13 protein-coding genes are annotated in these 19,174 nt (G+C 63.1%); 11 read left to right on the plus strand and 2 right to left on the minus strand.

The annotated features are described in order from the left end of the window. Positions 1 to 54 precede the first annotated feature (54 nt). The 6 genes from S6FBBBH3_RS07115 to S6FBBBH3_RS07140 all read left to right on the plus strand — a co-directional run bounded on the left by S6FBBBH3_RS07115 (position 55) and on the right by S6FBBBH3_RS07140 (position 12,838). Positions 55 to 978, plus strand: coding sequence for a hypothetical protein (locus S6FBBBH3_RS07115; RefSeq protein WP_120177086.1), 924 nt, complete (start codon positions 55 to 57; stop codon positions 976 to 978). Positions 979 to 1,114: 136 nt separating this feature from the next. Next, positions 1,115 to 2,827 (plus strand): hypothetical protein, encoded by a 1,713-nt coding sequence (locus S6FBBBH3_RS07120; protein ID WP_120177087.1) that lies wholly within the window; start codon positions 1,115 to 1,117, stop codon positions 2,825 to 2,827. Further along, on the plus strand, positions 2,824 to 5,823 hold the full coding sequence (traN, locus tag S6FBBBH3_RS07125) for a conjugal transfer protein TraN (protein WP_120177088.1): 3,000 nt from the start codon (positions 2,824 to 2,826) through the stop codon (positions 5,821 to 5,823). Before S6FBBBH3_RS07120 ends, traN begins: the two co-directional genes overlap by 4 nt. 106 nt (positions 5,824 to 5,929) lie before the next feature. Next, complete coding sequence (gene traF, locus S6FBBBH3_RS07130) at positions 5,930 to 7,429, plus strand: conjugal transfer protein TraF (RefSeq protein WP_120177089.1); 1,500 nt, start codon at positions 5,930 to 5,932, stop codon at positions 7,427 to 7,429. 787 nt (positions 7,430 to 8,216) lie between these two features. After that, entirely contained in the window at positions 8,217 to 9,782 is a 1,566-nt protein-coding gene (locus S6FBBBH3_RS07135) for a conjugal transfer protein TraH (RefSeq protein WP_170143866.1), read from the plus strand. After that, positions 9,779 to 12,838, plus strand: coding sequence for a conjugal transfer protein TraG N-terminal domain-containing protein (locus S6FBBBH3_RS07140; RefSeq protein WP_120177091.1), 3,060 nt, complete (start codon positions 9,779 to 9,781; stop codon positions 12,836 to 12,838). The genes S6FBBBH3_RS07135 and S6FBBBH3_RS07140 overlap by 4 nt, the downstream gene beginning before the upstream one ends. A gap of 52 nt (positions 12,839 to 12,890) precedes the next feature. Here the strand turns inward: S6FBBBH3_RS07140 and S6FBBBH3_RS07145 are convergent, their stop codons facing one another. After that, complete coding sequence (locus tag S6FBBBH3_RS07145; RefSeq protein WP_120177092.1) at positions 12,891 to 13,217, minus strand: hypothetical protein; 327 nt, start codon at positions 13,215 to 13,217, stop codon at positions 12,891 to 12,893. Positions 13,218 to 13,371: 154 nt separating this feature from the next. Between S6FBBBH3_RS07145 and S6FBBBH3_RS07150 the strand changes: the two genes are divergently transcribed. The 5 genes from S6FBBBH3_RS07150 to S6FBBBH3_RS07170 all read left to right on the plus strand — a co-directional run bounded on the left by S6FBBBH3_RS07150 (position 13,372) and on the right by S6FBBBH3_RS07170 (position 17,677). Continuing rightward, positions 13,372 to 14,523, plus strand: coding sequence for a GIY-YIG nuclease family protein (locus S6FBBBH3_RS07150; protein WP_120177093.1), 1,152 nt, complete (start codon positions 13,372 to 13,374; stop codon positions 14,521 to 14,523). A gap of 126 nt (positions 14,524 to 14,649) precedes the next feature. Continuing rightward, positions 14,650 to 15,792, plus strand: coding sequence for a BMP family ABC transporter substrate-binding protein (locus S6FBBBH3_RS07155; protein ID WP_120177094.1), 1,143 nt, complete (start codon positions 14,650 to 14,652; stop codon positions 15,790 to 15,792). Positions 15,793 to 16,020: 228 nt separating this feature from the next. Beyond that, positions 16,021 to 16,857: an HNH endonuclease gene (locus tag S6FBBBH3_RS07160; protein ID WP_120177095.1), complete on the plus strand. Its 837-nt coding sequence runs from the start codon at positions 16,021 to 16,023 to the stop codon at positions 16,855 to 16,857. A 128-nt stretch (positions 16,858 to 16,985) separates the two neighbouring features. Continuing rightward, positions 16,986 to 17,288, plus strand: a complete 303-nt coding sequence (locus S6FBBBH3_RS07165) for a hypothetical protein (RefSeq protein ID WP_120177096.1) — start codon at positions 16,986 to 16,988, stop codon at positions 17,286 to 17,288. 86 nt (positions 17,289 to 17,374) lie between these two features. Further along, entirely contained in the window at positions 17,375 to 17,677 is a 303-nt protein-coding gene (locus S6FBBBH3_RS07170; RefSeq protein ID WP_120177097.1) for a hypothetical protein, read from the plus strand. 127 nt (positions 17,678 to 17,804) lie between these two features. On the opposite strand, the gene S6FBBBH3_RS07175 is transcribed toward S6FBBBH3_RS07170, so the two are convergent. After that, a complete protein-coding gene (locus S6FBBBH3_RS07175) occupies positions 17,805 to 18,893 on the minus strand; it encodes an HpaII family restriction endonuclease (RefSeq protein WP_120177098.1) in 1,089 nt (362 codons plus the stop codon). Positions 18,894 to 19,174: the final 281 nt, after the last annotated feature.

Here is a 19,174-nt window from a genome sequence, read left to right on the forward strand (position 1 = left end):
CTCTTTTGTTTTTCGCCTTTTGTCTTTCGCTTTTTCCGTTTCGAGTTTCCTTCCATGTCGAAGTTCTTCTCGTCCTTTGCCGAACTCATCGCCCGACGCTTCGCACCCGTGAACCTTCCCACGGGCCTTCCCGCAAACCCCGAAGCGAAGTGCGCGCTTACGTACGCGGGCGGCTCCGCCCGTGAAAGAAAGCGTGTGCCCGCTTTCGGTTTTTCCCCTGTAAGCCGTGCTGTTCTTCCCGCTCTGCCCGCTCTTTTCGGCCTCCTCGGCCTCATCGGTCTCCTTGGTCTCGCAAGCGCCGCCCTCGCCGCCGAAGTCCCGACCCTCCCGGCCCTCTCGGCTCAATCGACGCGCCTCGCCGACATGACCGACCGCATCGGGCCTCAAACATTGCAGAGCCTTCAAGAGGCGGGCCCCGACGGTTCCACTCCGAACAGCTCCGAACACCTCACGCCGCTGCGCACCCGGCGCTCGGGGGAAATCGTCCTCTACGTCGACAGCCGCATGCCCGAAGCGGTGCTTCTGCAACTCGCACGCTCGGCCGAGCGCCTGGGCGCCACCGTCGCCGTGACGGGCTTTCCCGTGAAGCCTCGCGACAGGAATCCCGCGTTCCGGAAGGAAACCCTCGAAATGAGCGACGTCCTCAAAGCCGAGGGCCTCTTGCCGCGCGACAAATTCGAGCTCGGAAACGCGGCGGCGCTCGTAAAGGCGGGCATCAACGTTTCCGTCAATCCTTTGCCATGGGAAGCGATCGAGCGAAGCCTCAACGCAAACCGCGCCCCCGAAGACCGCGTCGCTCTTCCGATGCCCGCGCTCGTGGCGATCTGCGGCAATGCCATCGAAGTTCTGCCGGGAGCGGTCGATCCCGTCTACGGAGCCGCCCGCCTCGCGCAGCGTGCCAGAGATCACGGGGTGAGGGCTTACTTGCACGAACACCTCCGAGAAAAAGGATTGAACGTTCACATAGCCGAACCCTGAGAGGAGCCCTGATGGTACCCTGAAGGAGTCTCGTGAAGAGCGCATCAAGCGCCCTCCCCTACTCCGCTCGAATCTCGCCAAACCCTCAAAACCCTTGAACCCGACAACCCCCGTAATTCCCGAAGCGACTTTTCCCATGACCCGCCGATACACCACCGCCGAAGTCGAAACCGAAGACGCAACTCAACCCATGCGCGCCCCCGTGCTCGAAACCATACCCGTAGCCGACGCGTCCGCAACCCGCTCCGCTCACTCCTCTCACACGACTTGGGATCCCGAATTCGAAGCCGACCTCGCGCCCTTTCGCCGCGCGTCGCTCCGCCGAAAACGCCTCTCCCGCGCGCTCGACCTCCTCGCCGGAGCGTCCCTTCTCGCGCTCTTCGGCATGCTCCTCGCAGGCATGATCCGGCCGGGCCTCATTCTCAACGACCCCGAAGAGGCGAACCGCGCGGAGGCGCAAGCTCAGGCCCGGCAGAAAGCGCAAGAAACCAAGGAAACCGACGCGACCCGAGACGCCGACACGAAGACGCCCGAAGGAAACCGCACCTCGACCGCCCCCGAAGGCCGGCTCGTGCCTTTGAATGTCGTTCCCTCGATTCTCCCCGCCTGGGTCCCCGAAGTCCGCGCCGCGATGAGCGCGTCGGACGCCGTCACGGCCGCAAACGGCACCGAAGTGCCCGATGCGAACGACGTGATCGGAGGGTCGTCAACGTCCGAGATGCTCGGGGGCTTCGGCTCCGGGGACCTCACCCTCGTCGAAGACCAAACGAAGCTCTACCAAGGCGGCTACGGGTCGCTTTTCAATCCCGCGACCGACCGGGTCGTCGTCTGCCGCAACGAAAACGACCCCGAGTGCCTCGCGATTCAGGAGCTCGACCACGGGTTCCCCGAGCGCCCCGACATCGACGACTCTGTGCTCGACGACAAGAACGACGCCGTTCACGATCAGGTCGTGGAGGTCCCGGGGATCGGCAGCACCGAAGACTGCACGCAGTTCGTCGTCACCACGGACCCCGTCAAAACCACCGAAACCTGCCGCCCGGGCGGTTGGTACGTCACAAACGACTGCACCTCGGGCTGGCACGTCACCGCCGGCGAAAGCTGGACCCGCTGGACCTGCACGAATTCGCTCGCCTTTGCGACGACCTTGGCCTGCCGCATTCCGGCGTCGCTTGAAACCACGCCCGAAACCACCGAGCGCTGCTACTTCGATGCGAACGCCCTGGCGCCCGTCTCGACCGTGAAGGAAACGACGACCGCCACCGCCACGGGTGTGTGGCCCGCCACCTGCCGCGCGACGCAAATCGTCGAAGAAAACCTCACGTGCGAAAACGTTCTCACGGTGACGGTGACGCCCGACTCCTGTTCGCTCGGGGAAAAGGCGACTTCCACCACGACCGGGGACTCGTCGCTTTTCGATGACGGCTGCCCCGGGGCGGACACGGCCACGATCACGACGACCTGTGCGAAGCCGTCCCTTTTCGGGAAAAGCTTCATGCTGAAGCTGAACGGCGGCTACCCCGAAACCAAAATCACGGGGACGACGAGCCGCGAGATTGCCGATACGGCTTCCCCCTGCCGCGCGAAGGTGACCGTTGCCGAACACAGCTGCAACGGGACCGACTGCCTCGTGCGGGCAACGATCGACGTCTACTACCGATCGGGGACGACGAACGACTGGAAGGGGACGATCAGCCTTCGCCACCCCTACCGCGGCTACGACGAGAACGCAGGGTCGTCGACCTCCGATGCGTGGGAAAACGGCTGCGCCGCGCTCGAAGGGAAGAAGTCGGCCGAAGCGCATGAAGCGCATGAAGCGACCGAAACGACGGAAGGAGCCGCCCGATGAGCTTCACCACCCGCTCCGTCCGCTCCGTCCGCTCGATCCGCACGACCCGCTCGTACGAGAAGTCCACCGAAGTGAATGCCCGCTTCTCGGAAAAACTCGAAAGCATCGCCCCTTCGACCTCCGCCGCCGACCTCGTCTCTCCCCTCTTCCGGGAGCTTCGAGGGTTCCGACGTTTCGGTCTTACGAGCTTTACGAGTTTGGCGTGCTCGGCGTTCTTGGCCGCGCTCCTTCCCGCAACCTCTGCAAGCGCCGCCCAAGAGCGCAACTGCGTCGAAGTCTCCCGCACGTGCGTCGACACCAAAGACCGCGTGATCGACGGCGTCACCGTGCACCGCGACTGCTGGCGCTGGGAGAAGAAATTCCGCTGCACGCAACCGTCCCCGGAAGCAAACCGGTGCGACGCCGCCCACGTCCCTTCCTCCTGCACGATCACGAAGACGACCTGTACGAAAAAGAGCACGACGGGCGAGTGCCTGGCGGTGGAAGCGCAACTCCGTTGCACGACGAAGCCCTCGGGCCCGGGGATCACGGCGGGGAAAATCGAAGTGTCGATCGCGTACGAGACGAAGACGGGTGCGCCCGTGCCGATTGAAAAGATGGAGAAGACGAAGAACGTCGGGACGGACGACTTCGACGCTCTTCTTCGCAACGGCCGCATGGACCGCATTGAGCGCATGGACGGGAGCATCGCGAATGCGGCCCCTCTCCCCTCGTCGTTCTCCGCACGCTCTTCTTCGTCGTCTTCGCGAGCTTCGTCCTCTTCCGACGACGGCTGCCGCGTCACCGCCGAGCGCTGCATCGATTCCGCACCCCGCAAAATCCCCGTCTCGAACGCCCCGGGCGAATACGTGACGGCCGCCCCTGCCTGTTGGGTGAAAGAGAAAACAATCTCCTGCCCCTCGATCGACGAAGCGGCGTCGTGCTCGAAGTTGGAGAGCGCCGGCTGCCGCCGAACGGGCGACAAAACCAGCGCGCAGAAGGTCGGGGGCACATGCGTGCGGTGGTCCGCGACGTACGTCTGCCCCGGCGTCCCCGTGACGGGTCCCGACATCGATGCGGACGACACGGTGGACGTTCCGACGGGGGGCGTCGTCGAAGACGAGTCGCAGTGCGAAGCGGCGGTCGAGGACGCCCGAAAGGAGGGCCTTTCCTGCACGACGGAGTCGAAAACCTGCGTCAAAAAGGGCGGGAAAGTGACGATCGGCGGCGTCACCGTGACGCTCCCCTGTGCCGAGTACGAAGTCAAGATGAACTGCACGGCCGAAGGGAAAAACGGCTGTGCGGCGCTCGAAGCCCTGGAGCGCGACAAGACGTGCCGCCGAGAGGGCGACGTCGTGTGCGTGAAAAAGAACCCCGACGGCACGTGCCGAGAGCAGAAAGCGACCTACGTCTGCGGCGAAGGCGTTTCGGAGGATCAACCCCCTCAGGGCGGCGACTTCGTCGACTCGGGCGATACGTCAACGGTCGAGCCCGTCGACACGTGCGGCGACTACAAGAAGGACCCGAGCTGCACCCTTTCGAACTCCGTCTGCACCGACGGCCCCGGGATCAAGTACGTGAACGGCAAACCCGTCTACAAGGACTGCTGGCAGTCGACCGACACCTACGTCTGTCAAGCCTCGGGCGAAAACGAGTGTGCGGCCTTTGAAAAAGACCCCTCCTGCACCCTCCAATCCTCGGGCTGCCCCGAGGGAGAGACGAAGTGCGACCGCCCCGTGAACGTCTACGTGTGCGAGAAGGAGGGGTCGGAAACCGTGATCGGTGAAACCTGTCAGGGCGAAGCCTGCATCGCCGGCATCTGCACGCCCGTCGACTCGGATGCGAACGACGACTTCGCGGACGCGGTGGTGGGCTTTGAAATCGGTCGCCAGGGGTCGATCTACGGGGACGTCACGGGAAACCGCTTCTTTCAGGGGCATCTTTCGACCTGCAAAGACCGCGTGGGGGCGACGTCCTGCTGCCGCACGGAAGAAGTGTCGGGGACCTCGAACGCCGGGGGCTTTTCGATTTGGCTGAGTTTCGGGCTTCGCGCCGGCTGGGAAGCCGTCAAGTACGTGGGCTCCCCTTACGTCTACGACATCCTCTCCTACTCGGATTCCACGAAGTGGCTCTTGAATTCGCTTTACGGATCGGCGAGTTCGGGGCTCTACAACCCGAGCTTCAGCTGGTGGGGGGTCTCCGTCTCCTACTCCGCCGCGGAAGGCTTTGCCTTCGACTTTTCGCCCGCAGGCTTTTTGGCAACCGCCTTGGCGCACTTCTACGCGGGCTACCGCTCGTGCGACGCCGAAGACCAGCAGACCGCTTTGCAGCGCGGTCAGCGCCTCTGCCACTACGCGGGGACGGTGTGCGAGAAGAAAGCGGCCGGAAAGTGCATCACGACCCGTCAGAAGTACGTGTGCTTCAACTCGCGTCTTGCTCGGATTTTGAACGAACAAGGTCGCCCGCAGCTCGGGCGCGGCTGGGGGACGCCCGTCAATCCCGACGTGCGGGGGTTCACGCAGGAGGAACTCGAGCTTCTCGACTTCACGCAGATGGACTTGCAGGAGTTCGTGCGCGACGTCATTCACGAGGCGATCGAAGGGGCGGACGCCGGAAAAATCGACCTTGAGGCCGCGAGCCAACGCGCCCAGGAGCGCGTCGACGCGATGCTCGAAGGGGTGATCGGGGCGACCGAAGCGATGCCGGGGCCCACGGGCAAAACGCGCGATCCGTCGACGCCCCCTGCCGAGGCGCAGAGCCTCGGGCGTGCCGCCGACGGTTCTAAAGAGAAGGGATGGTCGCACCGGACGCACCGCTCGCCCCTCTCAACGGACGCACTTCTTCCCGGCACGCAGTCCTTCCGCAGCCCCGCCCGGGAGCACCCCCTCTGGGGGCCCTACTCGCTCGAAGGGGAAATCGCGCGCGCGGCGCGGGAAGCGGACGAGGAGCGGCGGCGGATCGACGCGATGAGCGGACAGGGTACCGGCCCGGGGTTTCGGCTGCCCGATCCCTTCTGAGGGCTCTCCTACGCGAAGGGCTTCGAACGGCTTCAAGCGGCTTTGAGCGGCCTCGCACGGACTTCTTCGACTTCTTTTGACTTCTTCCTTTTTGGGACTACTTTCGATGATTTCGACTTTCACGAGTGACCGACGGGCCCGACCGGACCGACGGCAGCGGCAACACCGCAGCGTGCTCCTTGCGAGCCTGGCGGGGCTCTTTGCGTGCGCTTCGGCGCTCTCGCCCGTATCGTCTGCCGGGGCCGCCCCCGCGACGACTTTTTCAACGACCCCTTCCACCGCCCCGGCGGGCGTGCTCGCTTTTCCGGCCGTGACGGCCGGTGCGGATGGTGCGGCCGGTGCGGACATTGCGGGCTCTGCGAGTTCTGCCGCCGCTTCCCAAGACCGCTCCCGCTCCGACTGGTGGACCGAGGACGTCTGGCAGGATCCCGACCGCCCCTTTCTCTTTTACGGGAACCCCGATGAGGAAGAGAAAGCCGCCCGTCGCCGGAAGGCTCGTACGGAGGAAAACGACGAGAAAGCGCGCCGCGAAGTGCGTGAAGAACATGAAGAGCCAAAAGCCCCGACCTTCGAGCAACTTGAACACGTTGCAGAAAGCGCTCCCCGGAAAGAAGACGCCCGGAAAGCGGCAACGCCCTCGAACGCCTCTCCCCTCAACGACCCCGACCTCACGACCTTCACGACCGTCAAGGGTCTGCGCGCCGAAGTCGAGCGGCGTCTCGAGCGCGCCCTCATGGACCCGACACCCGAGCACGTGTCGGCCTACCTCGAAGCCAACGCCTTCATCCTCGGGAAAGCCCACCGCTTTCAGGTCGCGTGGGAGCGGACGCGCTTCGCGCACCCCCAATACGACTGGACGGCCTCGCACCCCGTCGCGAACTTCGCCACGGCCGAAGAAAACGAGCGCGTGATGCGGGAGAAGTCGGTCTTTTTGAAGTCGCTCGGCGAAGAAGCGGGGATTCTCTTCGTCGTGCGCGCCGACGACCCCTTGAGCGAACTCGCGGCACGGTCTCTTTCGAGCTTCGCGCGCACGAACGGGATCGAGGTCCTTGTGGCGTCCGACCGCCCCGTCACCTACGCGGGACTGCCTCCGTCGAAACCCTACAACGCGCTCGTCGCCTCCTTGGGACTCACGCGCCTTCCTGCGGCGGTGCTCGTTCCGAACCCCGCGACGGTTGCGGCGGGAGCGCTCAGGCACCCCGCGCTTCAGGCGAATCCCCGCCCGACCCTCTTTGCGACGGGGGTGGTGTCGGTGGAAGAGCTCGGGAGCCGCCTGATGCTTCTCCTTGCGCCTCCGGCCACGGAAGCGACCGACGCCGTGGCGGCGACCCGCAACGGGCGGGCGCTGACGACGGGAGAAGCCTGGGAAGCGTGGAAAAAGCAGGAGAAGTCGGCCGGATCGACCGGAGCAGTCGTAGAGGGTACTCCCGCGAGCGCGCGCCTCAACGCGTCCGAAACGCTTGCCGCACAAGACTTTGCGAGCTCCCGCGCGGCGCACGAGGGCATGGCAGGAGAAGCATCGCGTGCCTCTTCGAATGTGGCTTCGGATGAGGCTTCGCATGCAGCGTCGCATGAGCTTTTCCCCCGAGAGGAGCGCGCGCGATGAGGGGCTTCTGGAAGTCGCCGACGGGCGGGAAGAATGCGTCGGAAAGGGATCCTGCAACACTCGAAACGGCCGTCCTTTTTCAGGATGGCGCAAGGGATACGGAGGAGCTTTCGAGACGACATTTCGATTGCTGTTTCATAGGTCTCCGTCGATTCGTTGCACGAGCTCTTGAAATCTGATTTTTAAGCTTCCCGAAGAACTGCTTTCAACTGCATTTAAACCGTCTTTAAAACGCTTGTCAAGAGCTTTGTTTGTCTTCTTTTTGTTGATTTCAGCATCTTCTCAATTACGCACTACGGACCGAACCACACCGTCATTCACCGTTATTTTTTCAACCATGTTGTCCGACCTCTTTCCAATCACCCCGACGTCGTCCGATGCGGCGAACCGCCCCGCACCGAGCCCAACCATGCAGGCTCGGCAGGACCTCTGCGCCCTCTCTTGCGGAGCCCGAGCCCGAACCCGCGCCCGCCTCGAATCCCGAGAGGATGTTCGATCCGAATCCTGATGCACGAATCGAGCGCCCGAACACGCTCGTACCGATTTCGATATTTTCGTCTTTTCTCGGGGTTGTCTTTCGACCTTTGAATGGCCTTCCCTTATCCGACCTATGCCAAATTTTCATTCTCAATATATGAACTATTTTTCGAGCTCCTTATACGAGCTCTTGTTAGGTCTTTCAAGCGGTTGCGTGAAAAGGTTTGAAGACACCTTCCGTTCGTCGTCGTCTTTCCGGTCGCAGAGCTCTCAAGAAGTGCGCTTCGCGAGGGCTGAAAGCGTCAAGTCTTTGACTGAGAAGTCCCTCTCCCGGGCGCTGCGGTGCGCGTTTCCGGTGGCGGACGTCGAGGGCTTCGCGTGCGCCTTCGGACGCACGCTTCGCACACTCGTAAAAGGAAGTGCGAGGCTCGATCGACTTCGCCGCACCTCCGGTCGGTTTTTGCTTGGGGCTGCCGTCGCCTCGTCGATCGCCCTCGCCCTTTCCTCTCCCGCCCGCGCGGGGTTCCTGGAGGACTACTACGACTCGGTCGGCGCCCAAGGGGCGGTGACGCCCGCGGGGGTCTACCAGTCGCAGGGGATGGGGGTCGCAACGGGCGGCAGTTTCGTCGTCAAGGTGCCGAGGAAGGATTTCACGCCCGTTGCGATCGAAGCGCCGCACCTCAAAGCGGGCTGCGGCGGGATCGACGTCTTTCTCGGAGCCTTTGCTTTGCCCTCGCGCGAAGAGTTCGTGAGCTTCTTGCGAAGCATCGGAAGTGCCATGCCGGGGCTCGCGTTTCAGTTGGCGCTTCAGTACCTCTCGCCCGACCTCAATGAGCAGGTGACGTCGTTCCGAGATCTCATCATGAAGATGACCGACAAGTATTCCGACAGCTGCGTCGCGGCGCAGACCGTCATGCAGGGGGCGGCGGAACTTTACATGTCGAACCGTCAGGAGCGCGCGAAGACAAGCCTCGTCGCCTCGGGCGAAGTGTCGGACGCTTCCGAAGCCGACCGCGTCACGCGAACGGACGGCTCGAAATCCCTCACCGCCGCCCCCACCCGCAAGGATGCGAACGGGAACATCGTCGAAGCGACCGAACTCAACCTCACGTGGAGTCTCTTGAAGGGCGGCAAGTGGGGCTCGAGCGTCGACGAGGAGACGCTTGAAACCATGATGACGCTCCTTGGCACCGTCATCTACACGAAATCGGGCACCGGAGAGTCCGCCGTGATCGCCGACCGCACGATCGGGGCGCGCGACATTTTGAACGACCTCTACGGGGCCGTGGGCGAAGCGAAGACGAAGGGCAAGCGCCTCGTCTGCGACGAGCCCGTCAAGTGCCTGAACCCCAAAGAGACGGACGCCTCGGACCTCAACCTCGTGAACGCCGTCTACGAGGCGGCGCTTCGCTACCGAAAGAGCTTGGTGGAGCGCAATCGCGCGGCGGTGTCCGAGCGCGACATTCTGCTCCTCGGCAACGTCTCGAGTCTCCCCTTGTTGCGCCTTGTCGAAGTGTCCTCGTCGCCGCGCATTCCGGCGCTCTCCGACCAACTTCTTCGGATCTATTCCGAAGCGGCCGCGTACGAGGGGTTGACGACCGCGCTCTCGGCGCTTACGGACGACGTGCGGCGATTGATCGAGTCGTCCTCGGCCCGGTCCGCGACGTCGTTTAACGAGCAGCACGCGAAGAACCTCGAAGACCGTTTGAAGACCGTCACCGCGGAACTTCACGCGCGCGAATCGCACCTCTACGAAGCGATGAGTCGCGCGCAGGACTACGCCCTGCAGGTGGAGCACATCGAGCGCTCCGTCTTCGGGACGGCGGCCGTCAAGACGGTGACGGCGCTCCCTGCGATGACGGGAGGTGCGCGATGAGCGTGGCACTTGACTTTTACGCCTACTGGAACGGCTCCCAGGTGGCGGACGTCCTGCAAGCGGTCGTCGGCATCGTCGGCACCGACGGCTACCGCACCGGGATGAGTTTCTTGGCGATCGCGGGGTTTCTTACCGTCATGACGGTTGCGGCCGTGCGCTACCGGGGCGGAGACGTCATTCAGTGGTTTGCGGCGACCGTTTTCTTTTTCTTCGTCGTCTTCGTACCGAAAGTGAACGTGAACGTGCACGACGTGCGCGCGATGACCGTCAAAACCGTCGCGAACGTGCCCATGGGGCCCGCGTTCGTCGCGTGCGCGACCTCGCAAATCGGAAAGTGGACGGCGGAACTCTTCGAGACCGCGTTTTCGGACGTCGACGCCGCGCGCTTTACGAAGTTCGGGGCGGTCTTCCCCGAGCGGGTGGTGGCGGCCCTTCAGACGACGGGGCCGGTTTTGCCCGAGACGCGGGCGCTTTTGAATCCCTTCATCGAGCACTGCATTGCGCCCGAGATTCTCGATTCCGACGCGAAACTCACCGCCCTCATGCAGAGTACGAACCTCCTTTCCACGATCAAAACGTCGGGGTGGCTCAATCCCGCACGGTTTTTCCTTCGCGAAGACGGGACGCCGCTTTATTGCACGGATGCCGTTTCCGTCATTGAGACTCAGCTCAAGACCGTTGAAATCCCCGCACAGGAGCGCAAACTCCTCGTGCGCCTGGCAGACGGCTCTGCGACCGACGCCGTTTTCGAAACGGCGCTCCGGAAAGCCATTCCGGAAGCGGAAACGCTTCTTCTCGGGATTTCGCGCTCGATGTCGGAGAGCCTCGGGCATGCGCTGCTCATGACGGAAATCCCCAAGGGGCTCGCGGACTACGCGGGAACGTCCGCCGCCGGTTCGGGCGCTGCGGCCTTTGCGGCGAGCATCGAACTCTCGAAAGCCCAGGCGCATCTCTCGACCGAAATTTCTTTCCGAACGATGGGAGAACTCGTGAAGGTGTATCTCCCGAAACTGCGCAACCTCCTTGAAGCCGTTCTCATTGCGGCCTTTCCCTTGGTCTTTCTCGTTTTGGTGGGGTTGGGTTCCCAGGGCGGGGCGGTGGCGCGCATGTATGCGGTTCTTTTCATCTGGATTTCCCTCTGGGCGCCGCTTGCGGCCGTCATGAACCACCTGATCGTACACATGGACGCCGAGCCCATGAACCGGCTCGTCGCCGAGTACGGGGGCACCACGCTTCTTGCCGCCGACGCCGTACGCGTTGCGGGCACGACCTCCCAGGCGATGGCGGGCTACCTCATGATCTTCATCCCGATCATCGCGTACGCCATTGCCAAGGGCTCCGAAATGGGTGCGGTGTCGCTCGCGTCCTCCGTCTTGTCGCCCGCCAACTCCGCCGCTCAGGCGCAAAGTTCTTCCGCCGCGATGGGGAACGTCACGACGGGTGCGAATGCTCAGGGGTCGACGACGCTCGGGGCGGTTACGACCGGGAAAACCGATTATTCGAACGTCTTCGCTTCGCCCGACACCTCCCGCACCACCACCCCCTACGGGACGGTGACGCGGGACTTCTCAACGGGCGACGTCACGGCCCTTCAGGTCGTGCGCTCCGACCTCGGGGTCGAATCGTCGAGCGCCTTTACGAACACGCTCTCGAACCAGAACATGTCGTCGGCGTCCTCCACAGTCGCAAGCGGCGCGACGGTGGCGAGCGGCTCGCAGCAGAGCTTCTCGACGGGGTCCTCCACCTCCGCCGCACGCAGCACCGACACGGGCACCTCGTCCGTCGTGGCGCAGAGCGGCCAGACCACCTACTCGAGCGGCTCGACCTACGCCGAGTCGATCGACAACCGCTCGAGCTCGGGCTTCGGGCAGAGCGGACGGGTGGATGAGAGCTTGGGGTTGAGGACGAGCGGATCCGTTCGGGCGCATGGCTCTATCGTGGACACCACGAGCATCAGCAACACTCCTCTTACCGGTCAACCGAATCAATCCGTCTCCGCTCCCGAAGTCACGCTCGAAGGCAATGAAGCTTCCGATGTTCTCATCAGCGTGCCTGGTAGCACGCCGAGCGTCTTCAACCTTGCGGCCAATAGCTCGAATAATGGAGTTTCTAAGAGGCAAGGTAGTCAGGTCGCTCAGCTGATGCAAGGCGATGCGGGCCTGGCCGTATCGACGACCGTCGGCCACGACAACTCGGCCTCGACGACCCAGCTCACCTCGTCGGGCAACTCGTGGAACCAAAATTCCGGCTTCAACCGATCGGATACGGAAAGCTCGCAGGACGCCTTCCAGACGGCGGCGCGCGCTCAGACGTCATCCTCGGACAACGCCTCGACGACGGATACGCAGAGCTTCAACCGACAGGAGCAGACCTCGTCGGGCATGAACACGTCGACGGGCTCTTCCGAATCGCGAAACCGCTCGGGCTCCGTCTCGACGCGTACCGCCTCGGACCCGATGGTGCGCGATCGCGTCATCGACCTCTACGGCTCTCCGGAAGAAGCGCTGCGAGGCCTCTCCACTGCGGAAGGGCGGCGCGCGCTCGGGCGCGATCTCGGGTACCGATCGAGCGCGGAAGCCGATGCCCTGCCGCACTTGAGCGAAGTGAAGACTGACAACGGCAACAGCACCTTCCGAGCGGCCGAAACGCTCGCAGCGGCGGATAAACGCAATGCCGCCGTGGAGCACGCGTCGGCCGTGCACGCCGTTGAGGCCAAGGGAGCGGCTCAGGCTGCGGCCTTCTCCGCGCCCGCAGCCGCGCAACGAGGAAACGAACACGACATACAACGGGATGCCGTCGCCCTCAGTGCGGGCGCATCCAAGGTAGTGAGTGCTTCCTTCCAGGATGAACTCGGATTCAAGACTCTGATGCAGGTAGGGGTTTTGGCCGGGCTCGCGTACGACACCCCGGGCGAGCGCTTCACCTCGTTGATGACTCAGGCCAACAACAACCCCGAACTGCGCCAACACCTCATCGACATCGGTTCGAGCTCCGAGACCAACGCCACGGCGATCCTGAAGGCGCTTGAGACGCCGTCACCCGACGCCCAGCAATGACATTCCCACAGATCCGAATTCTCGGGCTTGACTTTGAGTTCGAGAGTTCGGCTCAAAACCGACGCATCATCAGGCTGATAGCAAAGTTATGTTCACGAAAAGCTTCCTCGGCTTGTGCCCGAGTCATCTTGATCCGAGAGCCTTTGGGGGACCGGAAAGGCCGCCCCCACAGCCACGGGTACTTGACCATCCACTGCTGCGCGGTCATGCGGGGACCGATCTTGCCCGCGCGGCGCAGGAGGTTCGGGATTCGGGTGAATTCGAAAAGCTCCCAGACATAGAAGACCGCGAGGAAGGCCACGCTTCGGAAAGGCGACTGCACGTAAGTGATGTCTTCGGTCTCGGTTTGAACGTCGTAGGTAACGAGATGATCGGTCATGGGGGTTTCTCCGTTTCCTGAAATTATCCCGCCTTGAATTTTGTAGCTCGCGGGTCGGGCGCCTCAGGGAGGCCCGTCCCGCAACGATCTTTCCTTTTCTTGTCATAGATCAAAACTCAATTTTCGCGGATCGATTCGATCCGCCCCCTTTGCCATGGAATCCACCGAAGCAAAAGAAATCGCCCGTCAAATCGGCTTCAAGAATTTTCTCGACCTCTCCTCGGGCGTGAGCCTCGCCGCGGTCTTTCGCGAGGCGGGCCTCGCGGACACGCCCGCGGTCTACCTGCTCTTCGACTCGGAAACGAAGCGTCTCTATATCGGGCAGACGAAGCGCCTCCTCAACCGCTACGCCCAGCACGTCTACGACGGCCGCACGATCGACTACATCGCCTGGATCGTCAGCCCCGTAAAGCAGCTCGACGAGAAGGAGACTTCCTACATTGAGCGAGCGCTCGCACTCGGCTACAACCTTGTGAACAAGATGAAAATGCCCGCCTTCCGGACGGAGACGGCGCCCTACGACGACATCGTGCTCCCCGTTCGCCAGGACGAGCATCTCAAAAACGTGGGCCTCGGGCTCTTCTCCGACGCGCACCGCGTGCAGCGCGTCTTCGAAGGCTCGGACGCTCAGCAGCAGGAGCGGTGGGAGCGGCTGCGCGAGCACCCCCGTCACAAGGAGATGCTCGACGCGGCGCGACGCTACATCGAAGTGTCGATCCCCGACTATCGGGAGACGGTCGGGAACTTCTGGACGCTCTTCGTCGCCCCGGCTTCGAAGCGCAACGCGGTGCTCCCCTGCGTTTCGATCGTGACGGGCCCCGTTCAGACGTTCGAGATCTACTGCTACAGCCGTTCGAAAGAGGCGTGCTTCGTCTCGATGGAGCTCTCGGCCTACACCCTTTTTCAGGCGCCCTCGATGCTCGCCGACTTCCTGCGCGCTTTTCCCTGGGCGGACCTCGTCTGGGGCGAGACGCCCCTGCGAAGCGGCATGCCGCTTCCCGAATGGCAGGAACCTACGGCCGAGGAGCTTCAGCAGTTTCTTCCGCTCCGTCGTCCCTACCCCTCTTACGAAGATCGGGAGGAAGACATCGTGCGTCCCGTGAGCCTCGCTCGCCTTCGACCATCCGTGACGCTCACCTGCACGCTCGAACACTTCCCCATGATCTTCGAGAAGTCCCTCTTGATCGAGACGGCCGCGTCGAGCTACGCCATCGCCTCGATGCGCCACAGCCGCATCGTGCATCCTGAAAACCACAATCCGATTGCGATGGCGGCAGTGCTCGGGGAGGCGAACATTGGTGAGTGAGGGCTCACCTCCGACCCTTCTCCGATCGTCTCACCGCCCTTCGGAATTTCGGTACAATAGGGCACTGTGTTTACCAATTGGCCCGCGCCAACCGCGCGGGCTCTCCCTCCCATTTGGAGAAACATAGTGCAGAAACGTACCGTGTTCAAGTTCGCGCTCGCGGGCGCCGCTTCCCTCGTACTCTCGGCCTGCGGCAAGGAAGAAGCCAAAACCGCGGCTCCCGCCTCCGCTCCCGCTTCCGGAGCGGCTCCTGCCAAGGCGGACGGCCCCCTCAAGGTGGCCTTCATCTACATCAGCCCCGTGAGCGAAGAAGGCTGGTCCTCGCAGCACGACCACGCCCGTCGCGAGCTCGAAAAGCATTTCGGCGACAAGATTTCCGTCACCGCGATCGACAACATTCCCGACACGGCCGACGCCGAACGCGTTCTGCGCGACCTCTGCAACCAGGGCAACAAGCTTATTTTCGCGACCTCCTTCGGCTACATGAACGGCGTTCAGAAGGTGGCGCGCGAATTCCCGGACGTGAAGTTCGAACACTGCACGGGCTACCAGACCGCCCCGAACGTGGGCGTCTATATGGGGCGCTTCTACGAAGGGCGCTACCTCGCGGGGCGCCTCGCGGGTGCGACGACGAAGTCGAACGTTCTCGGCTACGTCGCCGCCTTCCCGATTCCCGAAGTCGTGCGCGGCATCAACGCCTTTACGCTCGGCGCTCGCTCCGTCAACCCGAACGCTCAGGTTCGCGTCGTGTGGACCTCGTCCTGGTACGACCCAGGTAAGGAAAGCGACGCCGCCAAGTCCCTTGTCGGGCTCGGCGCCGACATCCTCACGCACCACACCGACTCCTCGGCCGTGGCGCTTGCCGCCGAAAAGCTCGGCGTTCAGGTGATTTCCTACAATTCGCCCATGACGAAGGCCGCTCCGACGAAGCTTCTCGGCGCGTCGGTTCCCGAATGGACCGCCTTCTACATCGATCGCGTCAACCAGGTGCTCGAGGGCTCCTGGAAGTCCGAATCGACCTGGAACGGCGTCGCGGACAAGATGGTCGACCTCGTGGCCGTCAACGATGCCGTCCCGCAGAACGTGAAGGACGACCTCGCCCTCTACCGCACGAAGCTCGCGAACCGCGAATTCCATCCCTTCACCGGTCCCATCAAGTCGAACGAAGGCAAGGAAATGATCCCCGCCGGCAAGACCGCGACCGACAAGGAGCTTCTTGAAATGAACTGGCTCGTCGAGGGCGTCGTCGGGAAGCTGCCGCAGAATTAACCTCGGAGGGCCCGACCGAATTGCCCGATCTGTTTTGAGGTCGGGCCCGTCCGAGCCTTATGGCGGAAAAAGGCCGCGCTCCGGTTGGAGTGCGGCCTTTTACTTGGCCCGCACGTTGCGGTCGCAGCGTCTCTGAAAACGCTCTCACTCCGGGAAAGCCATCCTTGGCGGAAACCTCACCTTATGGGAGAATCCCCATATTGTTCCTCGTGAGGAAGGAAATTTTCGATGACGAAGCGCACTCCCTGGTCCGAAGACGAAATTACGCTGGCGCTCGCGCTCTACTGCGTGACGCCCTACTCGCGCATTACGCCGCACACACCGGGTATCGCTCGGTTGGGCGAACTCTTGGGGCGCACGTCCGGAGCGGCGTCGATGAAACTCGCGAACCTCGCCTTCTTGGACCCGGCGGTCGCCGCAAGCGGTCGCAAGGGATTTTCGAACGGCTCCCGCGCGGACCGGGTCGTCTGGGAGCGGTACACGGCGTCAGGGAACCTCACGCAACTCGTCGAGGACGCTCAAAAAATTGCAGAGAATCTTGGTTTCTCGCTCGACGAAATCCTCGGAGACGCCTCCACGGTGTCGTTGAATTCTGTAGCCTTTGCGCACACGGAAACGCCCAAACTCCTTCCGGGCGAAACCGAAGCGATGGCTCAAATTCGCATTCGACGCGGTCAAGACTTCTTCCGCCGCACCGTGCTCGCGAAGACGGGCGGCGCCTGTGCGATCACCCATTGCCCGATCACGCAGTTGATCGAAGCCGCTCACATCCTTCCCTGGTCGGAATACCCCGAGCACCGGCTCGATGTGCGAAACGGCATCATGTTGAGTTCCACATTCCACCGGGCCTTTGATACGAACCTCTTTGGTATCACGCCCGACGGGCTCATCGTCATTTCCGACGGCTGGCTCTCGAACTGCGGGGACGAGCGGCAACGCCATTACCTCGACCAAGTCAACCATACGAACATTGATTTCGGTGACCGCTTCCGGGTCTCGCGCGAGTTCCTCGACGAGCGTTTCAGTCGGTTCGTGAAAGAGCACGGCTCGAGCCACCACGGCTGACCCCCTCAAGCGTCCGCACCCCGAGAGCAAAATCCGCTTCAAACACTGCTCCCTCGGATCCGAGCGCTCAACGCGGCGACCTTCACAGGTCCTCGATCTTTCAACACTTCGATCACCCTACTCGCCCCATGCTCGACTCCGAAATCGCACTCGTTTGCTTCCTCGCTCCCGTCGCTTCGTTTCTCGCTTGGGTAGCCTCGTACCTTCCCGAGTCGCTCTCTTTCCTGAAAGCCGATCGCAATGCGGTCGCAACGTGCCTGATCGCGCTCGGGACGGTCGCGGACATCGCGCTCGCCGGCCTACTCCTCCGTTGGGCGCTGAGGCGGAACGTCTTTTCGACGAACGTCGTGTATTCGGTCGCTTTCGCGTCCTATGCGTCCGTGCATATCTTTGCGTCCTACGTATTCTTAACCGTCTACATTTTTGATTGAGTCGCCTCGGGCGCCGGGCGACCTGCGCGGACACCGGCGGAGGTGCTCACCCGCCCGACAGCTCGGCACTTCAACCACGCTCTGCCATGATCGACCCCGTAATCGCACTCATCGTCCTCTTCGCTCCCGTCGTCTCTTTGCTCGCTTGGGCAACCTCGAACCTTCCCGACTCATTCGCATTTCTTGAGGCCGGTCGCAACGCGGTCGCAACGGGTCTGATCGCGCTCGGGACGCTTGCGGACATCGCGCTTGCTTTCCTGCTTCTCGTTTGGGCGCTCAGACGCGAAAAATTCTCGCTGAGCGTCATCTCGTCGGTAGCCTTCGCGGCTTATGCGGGCGCGCACCTCTTGGCGTCGTATCTCTTCGTCACTCTCGTGATTCTCGATTGAGTGTCTCGAGAGACTTGCCCGGTCTAAAGACCCCCCGCTTTGACGCACCGATCGTGCCTGAAAGCCTGAGAGCGACCGTGCTGGCTATCGCGCGGCCGCTCACCTCATCTTCCTACACCCAACGCGATTACAGCACCGCCGAGATCTGCAAGGCGAGCCTCAGAACGTAGCGCCCGTCCGCGAGCCTCTGAATCGCCGTTTCTCCCTCTCGCGTGGGCACCTTCGCCCACACCCGATACGTTTCCATCAGAAAATCCCCGAAGGCGCTCGACGTCGGCTCAAAGACGATCCGCGTCCCGTCCGCTTTCGTGAGGACGAACGCCCGACTCTGGCGTTCGACGCCGTCCCAACGCACGTCGGGCGTCGCCCCCGCGTGGAAGGCGAGCAGCATGGCTCGTACCTTGTAGCGGAGCATCTCCACGACCTCCGACGGGCAGAGGACTACGCCATCCGTCCATCCGAAGCCAAGGCGGTTCGGGTTCTTTTCCGACGCGAGCACGTCGGCGAGGCGCTCGACACACTCCATCACGGTCGGCATGCGCCCGACCTGGCACGCGTCGTGCGCGTCATGCGCGTTGAAATGCGCAGTTTCGCCCGACTTTCCGGGCGTCTTTTCAGGCGCCCCATCCGCCACCGCGAGGAGCAACGCCGCCACGAGTTCCGGGCCGCGCGAGTCGATAAGGCGTAGCGTCGCGGTGAAGTTCGGCTGCGCCTGAAGGAGCTGAAGCTCGAACCCCGCCGCGCGTAACGCCAGCAAAAGCGCTTCGCCCGCCGATTCCGCGAGAGCGAGCGCGTCGTTCCCTTCCTCATCGGTGAGCGGTCGGTCCGCGCGTCGAACCTCAAACTCAAAGGTCGATGCGTCACTTCCCGCTACGAGCGTTTCGCGTCCTTCGAACGGGCTTCGCACCGAACGTACCGAGGCACGCAGGCTTTCTTTCGCGAGCGCCTTGGCGACGCAGTCGCCCACGAAGTCACGCTCGTGCGTACGGCTTTCCGGATGCACTTCACCGTCGCAGAGCGTCGAGAGGCCGAGAAGCACCCGAACCACATTCGGGTCGTCCGTCACAACCTTCGTATCGACCGTCGCCTTTTCGACGACGTCGAGCACCTCGCGCGTAGCGCGCTCAAGTGCGGTCTCGGTCCCGAGCGCCTGACTTGCGTCTTGGTCAGGAATGGAAGTCGGAGAGTGCTTCGTGCACGTTGCGAGTTTCGTCATTTTGCATGCCTCCCAGGAAAGCCATCACGCTGTCGGGGCCGCGCATTTTCACTCGGCTCGTCCGTCGAGCGATCCGTCGGATTCCCATCGGGTGAGCAGTCCGTGTAGCGTGCTTTTTCTAACGTCGAGGTCGATTGTGCCGGATCTCGCACGGGTAGTCCGGGGTCCGCGGGAAGCTCGGGCGGCACCGGCAACGCGGTCGGTGCGCACGACGCAGGGGCCGCCGAACGGGGCGCCGCCCGCAACAACCCCCGCTCACCCTCCTCGACCCCCGACACCCC

The organism is Sutterella megalosphaeroides (assembly GCF_003609995.1).
GTDB classification, from domain to species: Bacteria; Pseudomonadota; Gammaproteobacteria; order Burkholderiales; family Burkholderiaceae_F; genus Sutterella; species Sutterella megalosphaeroides.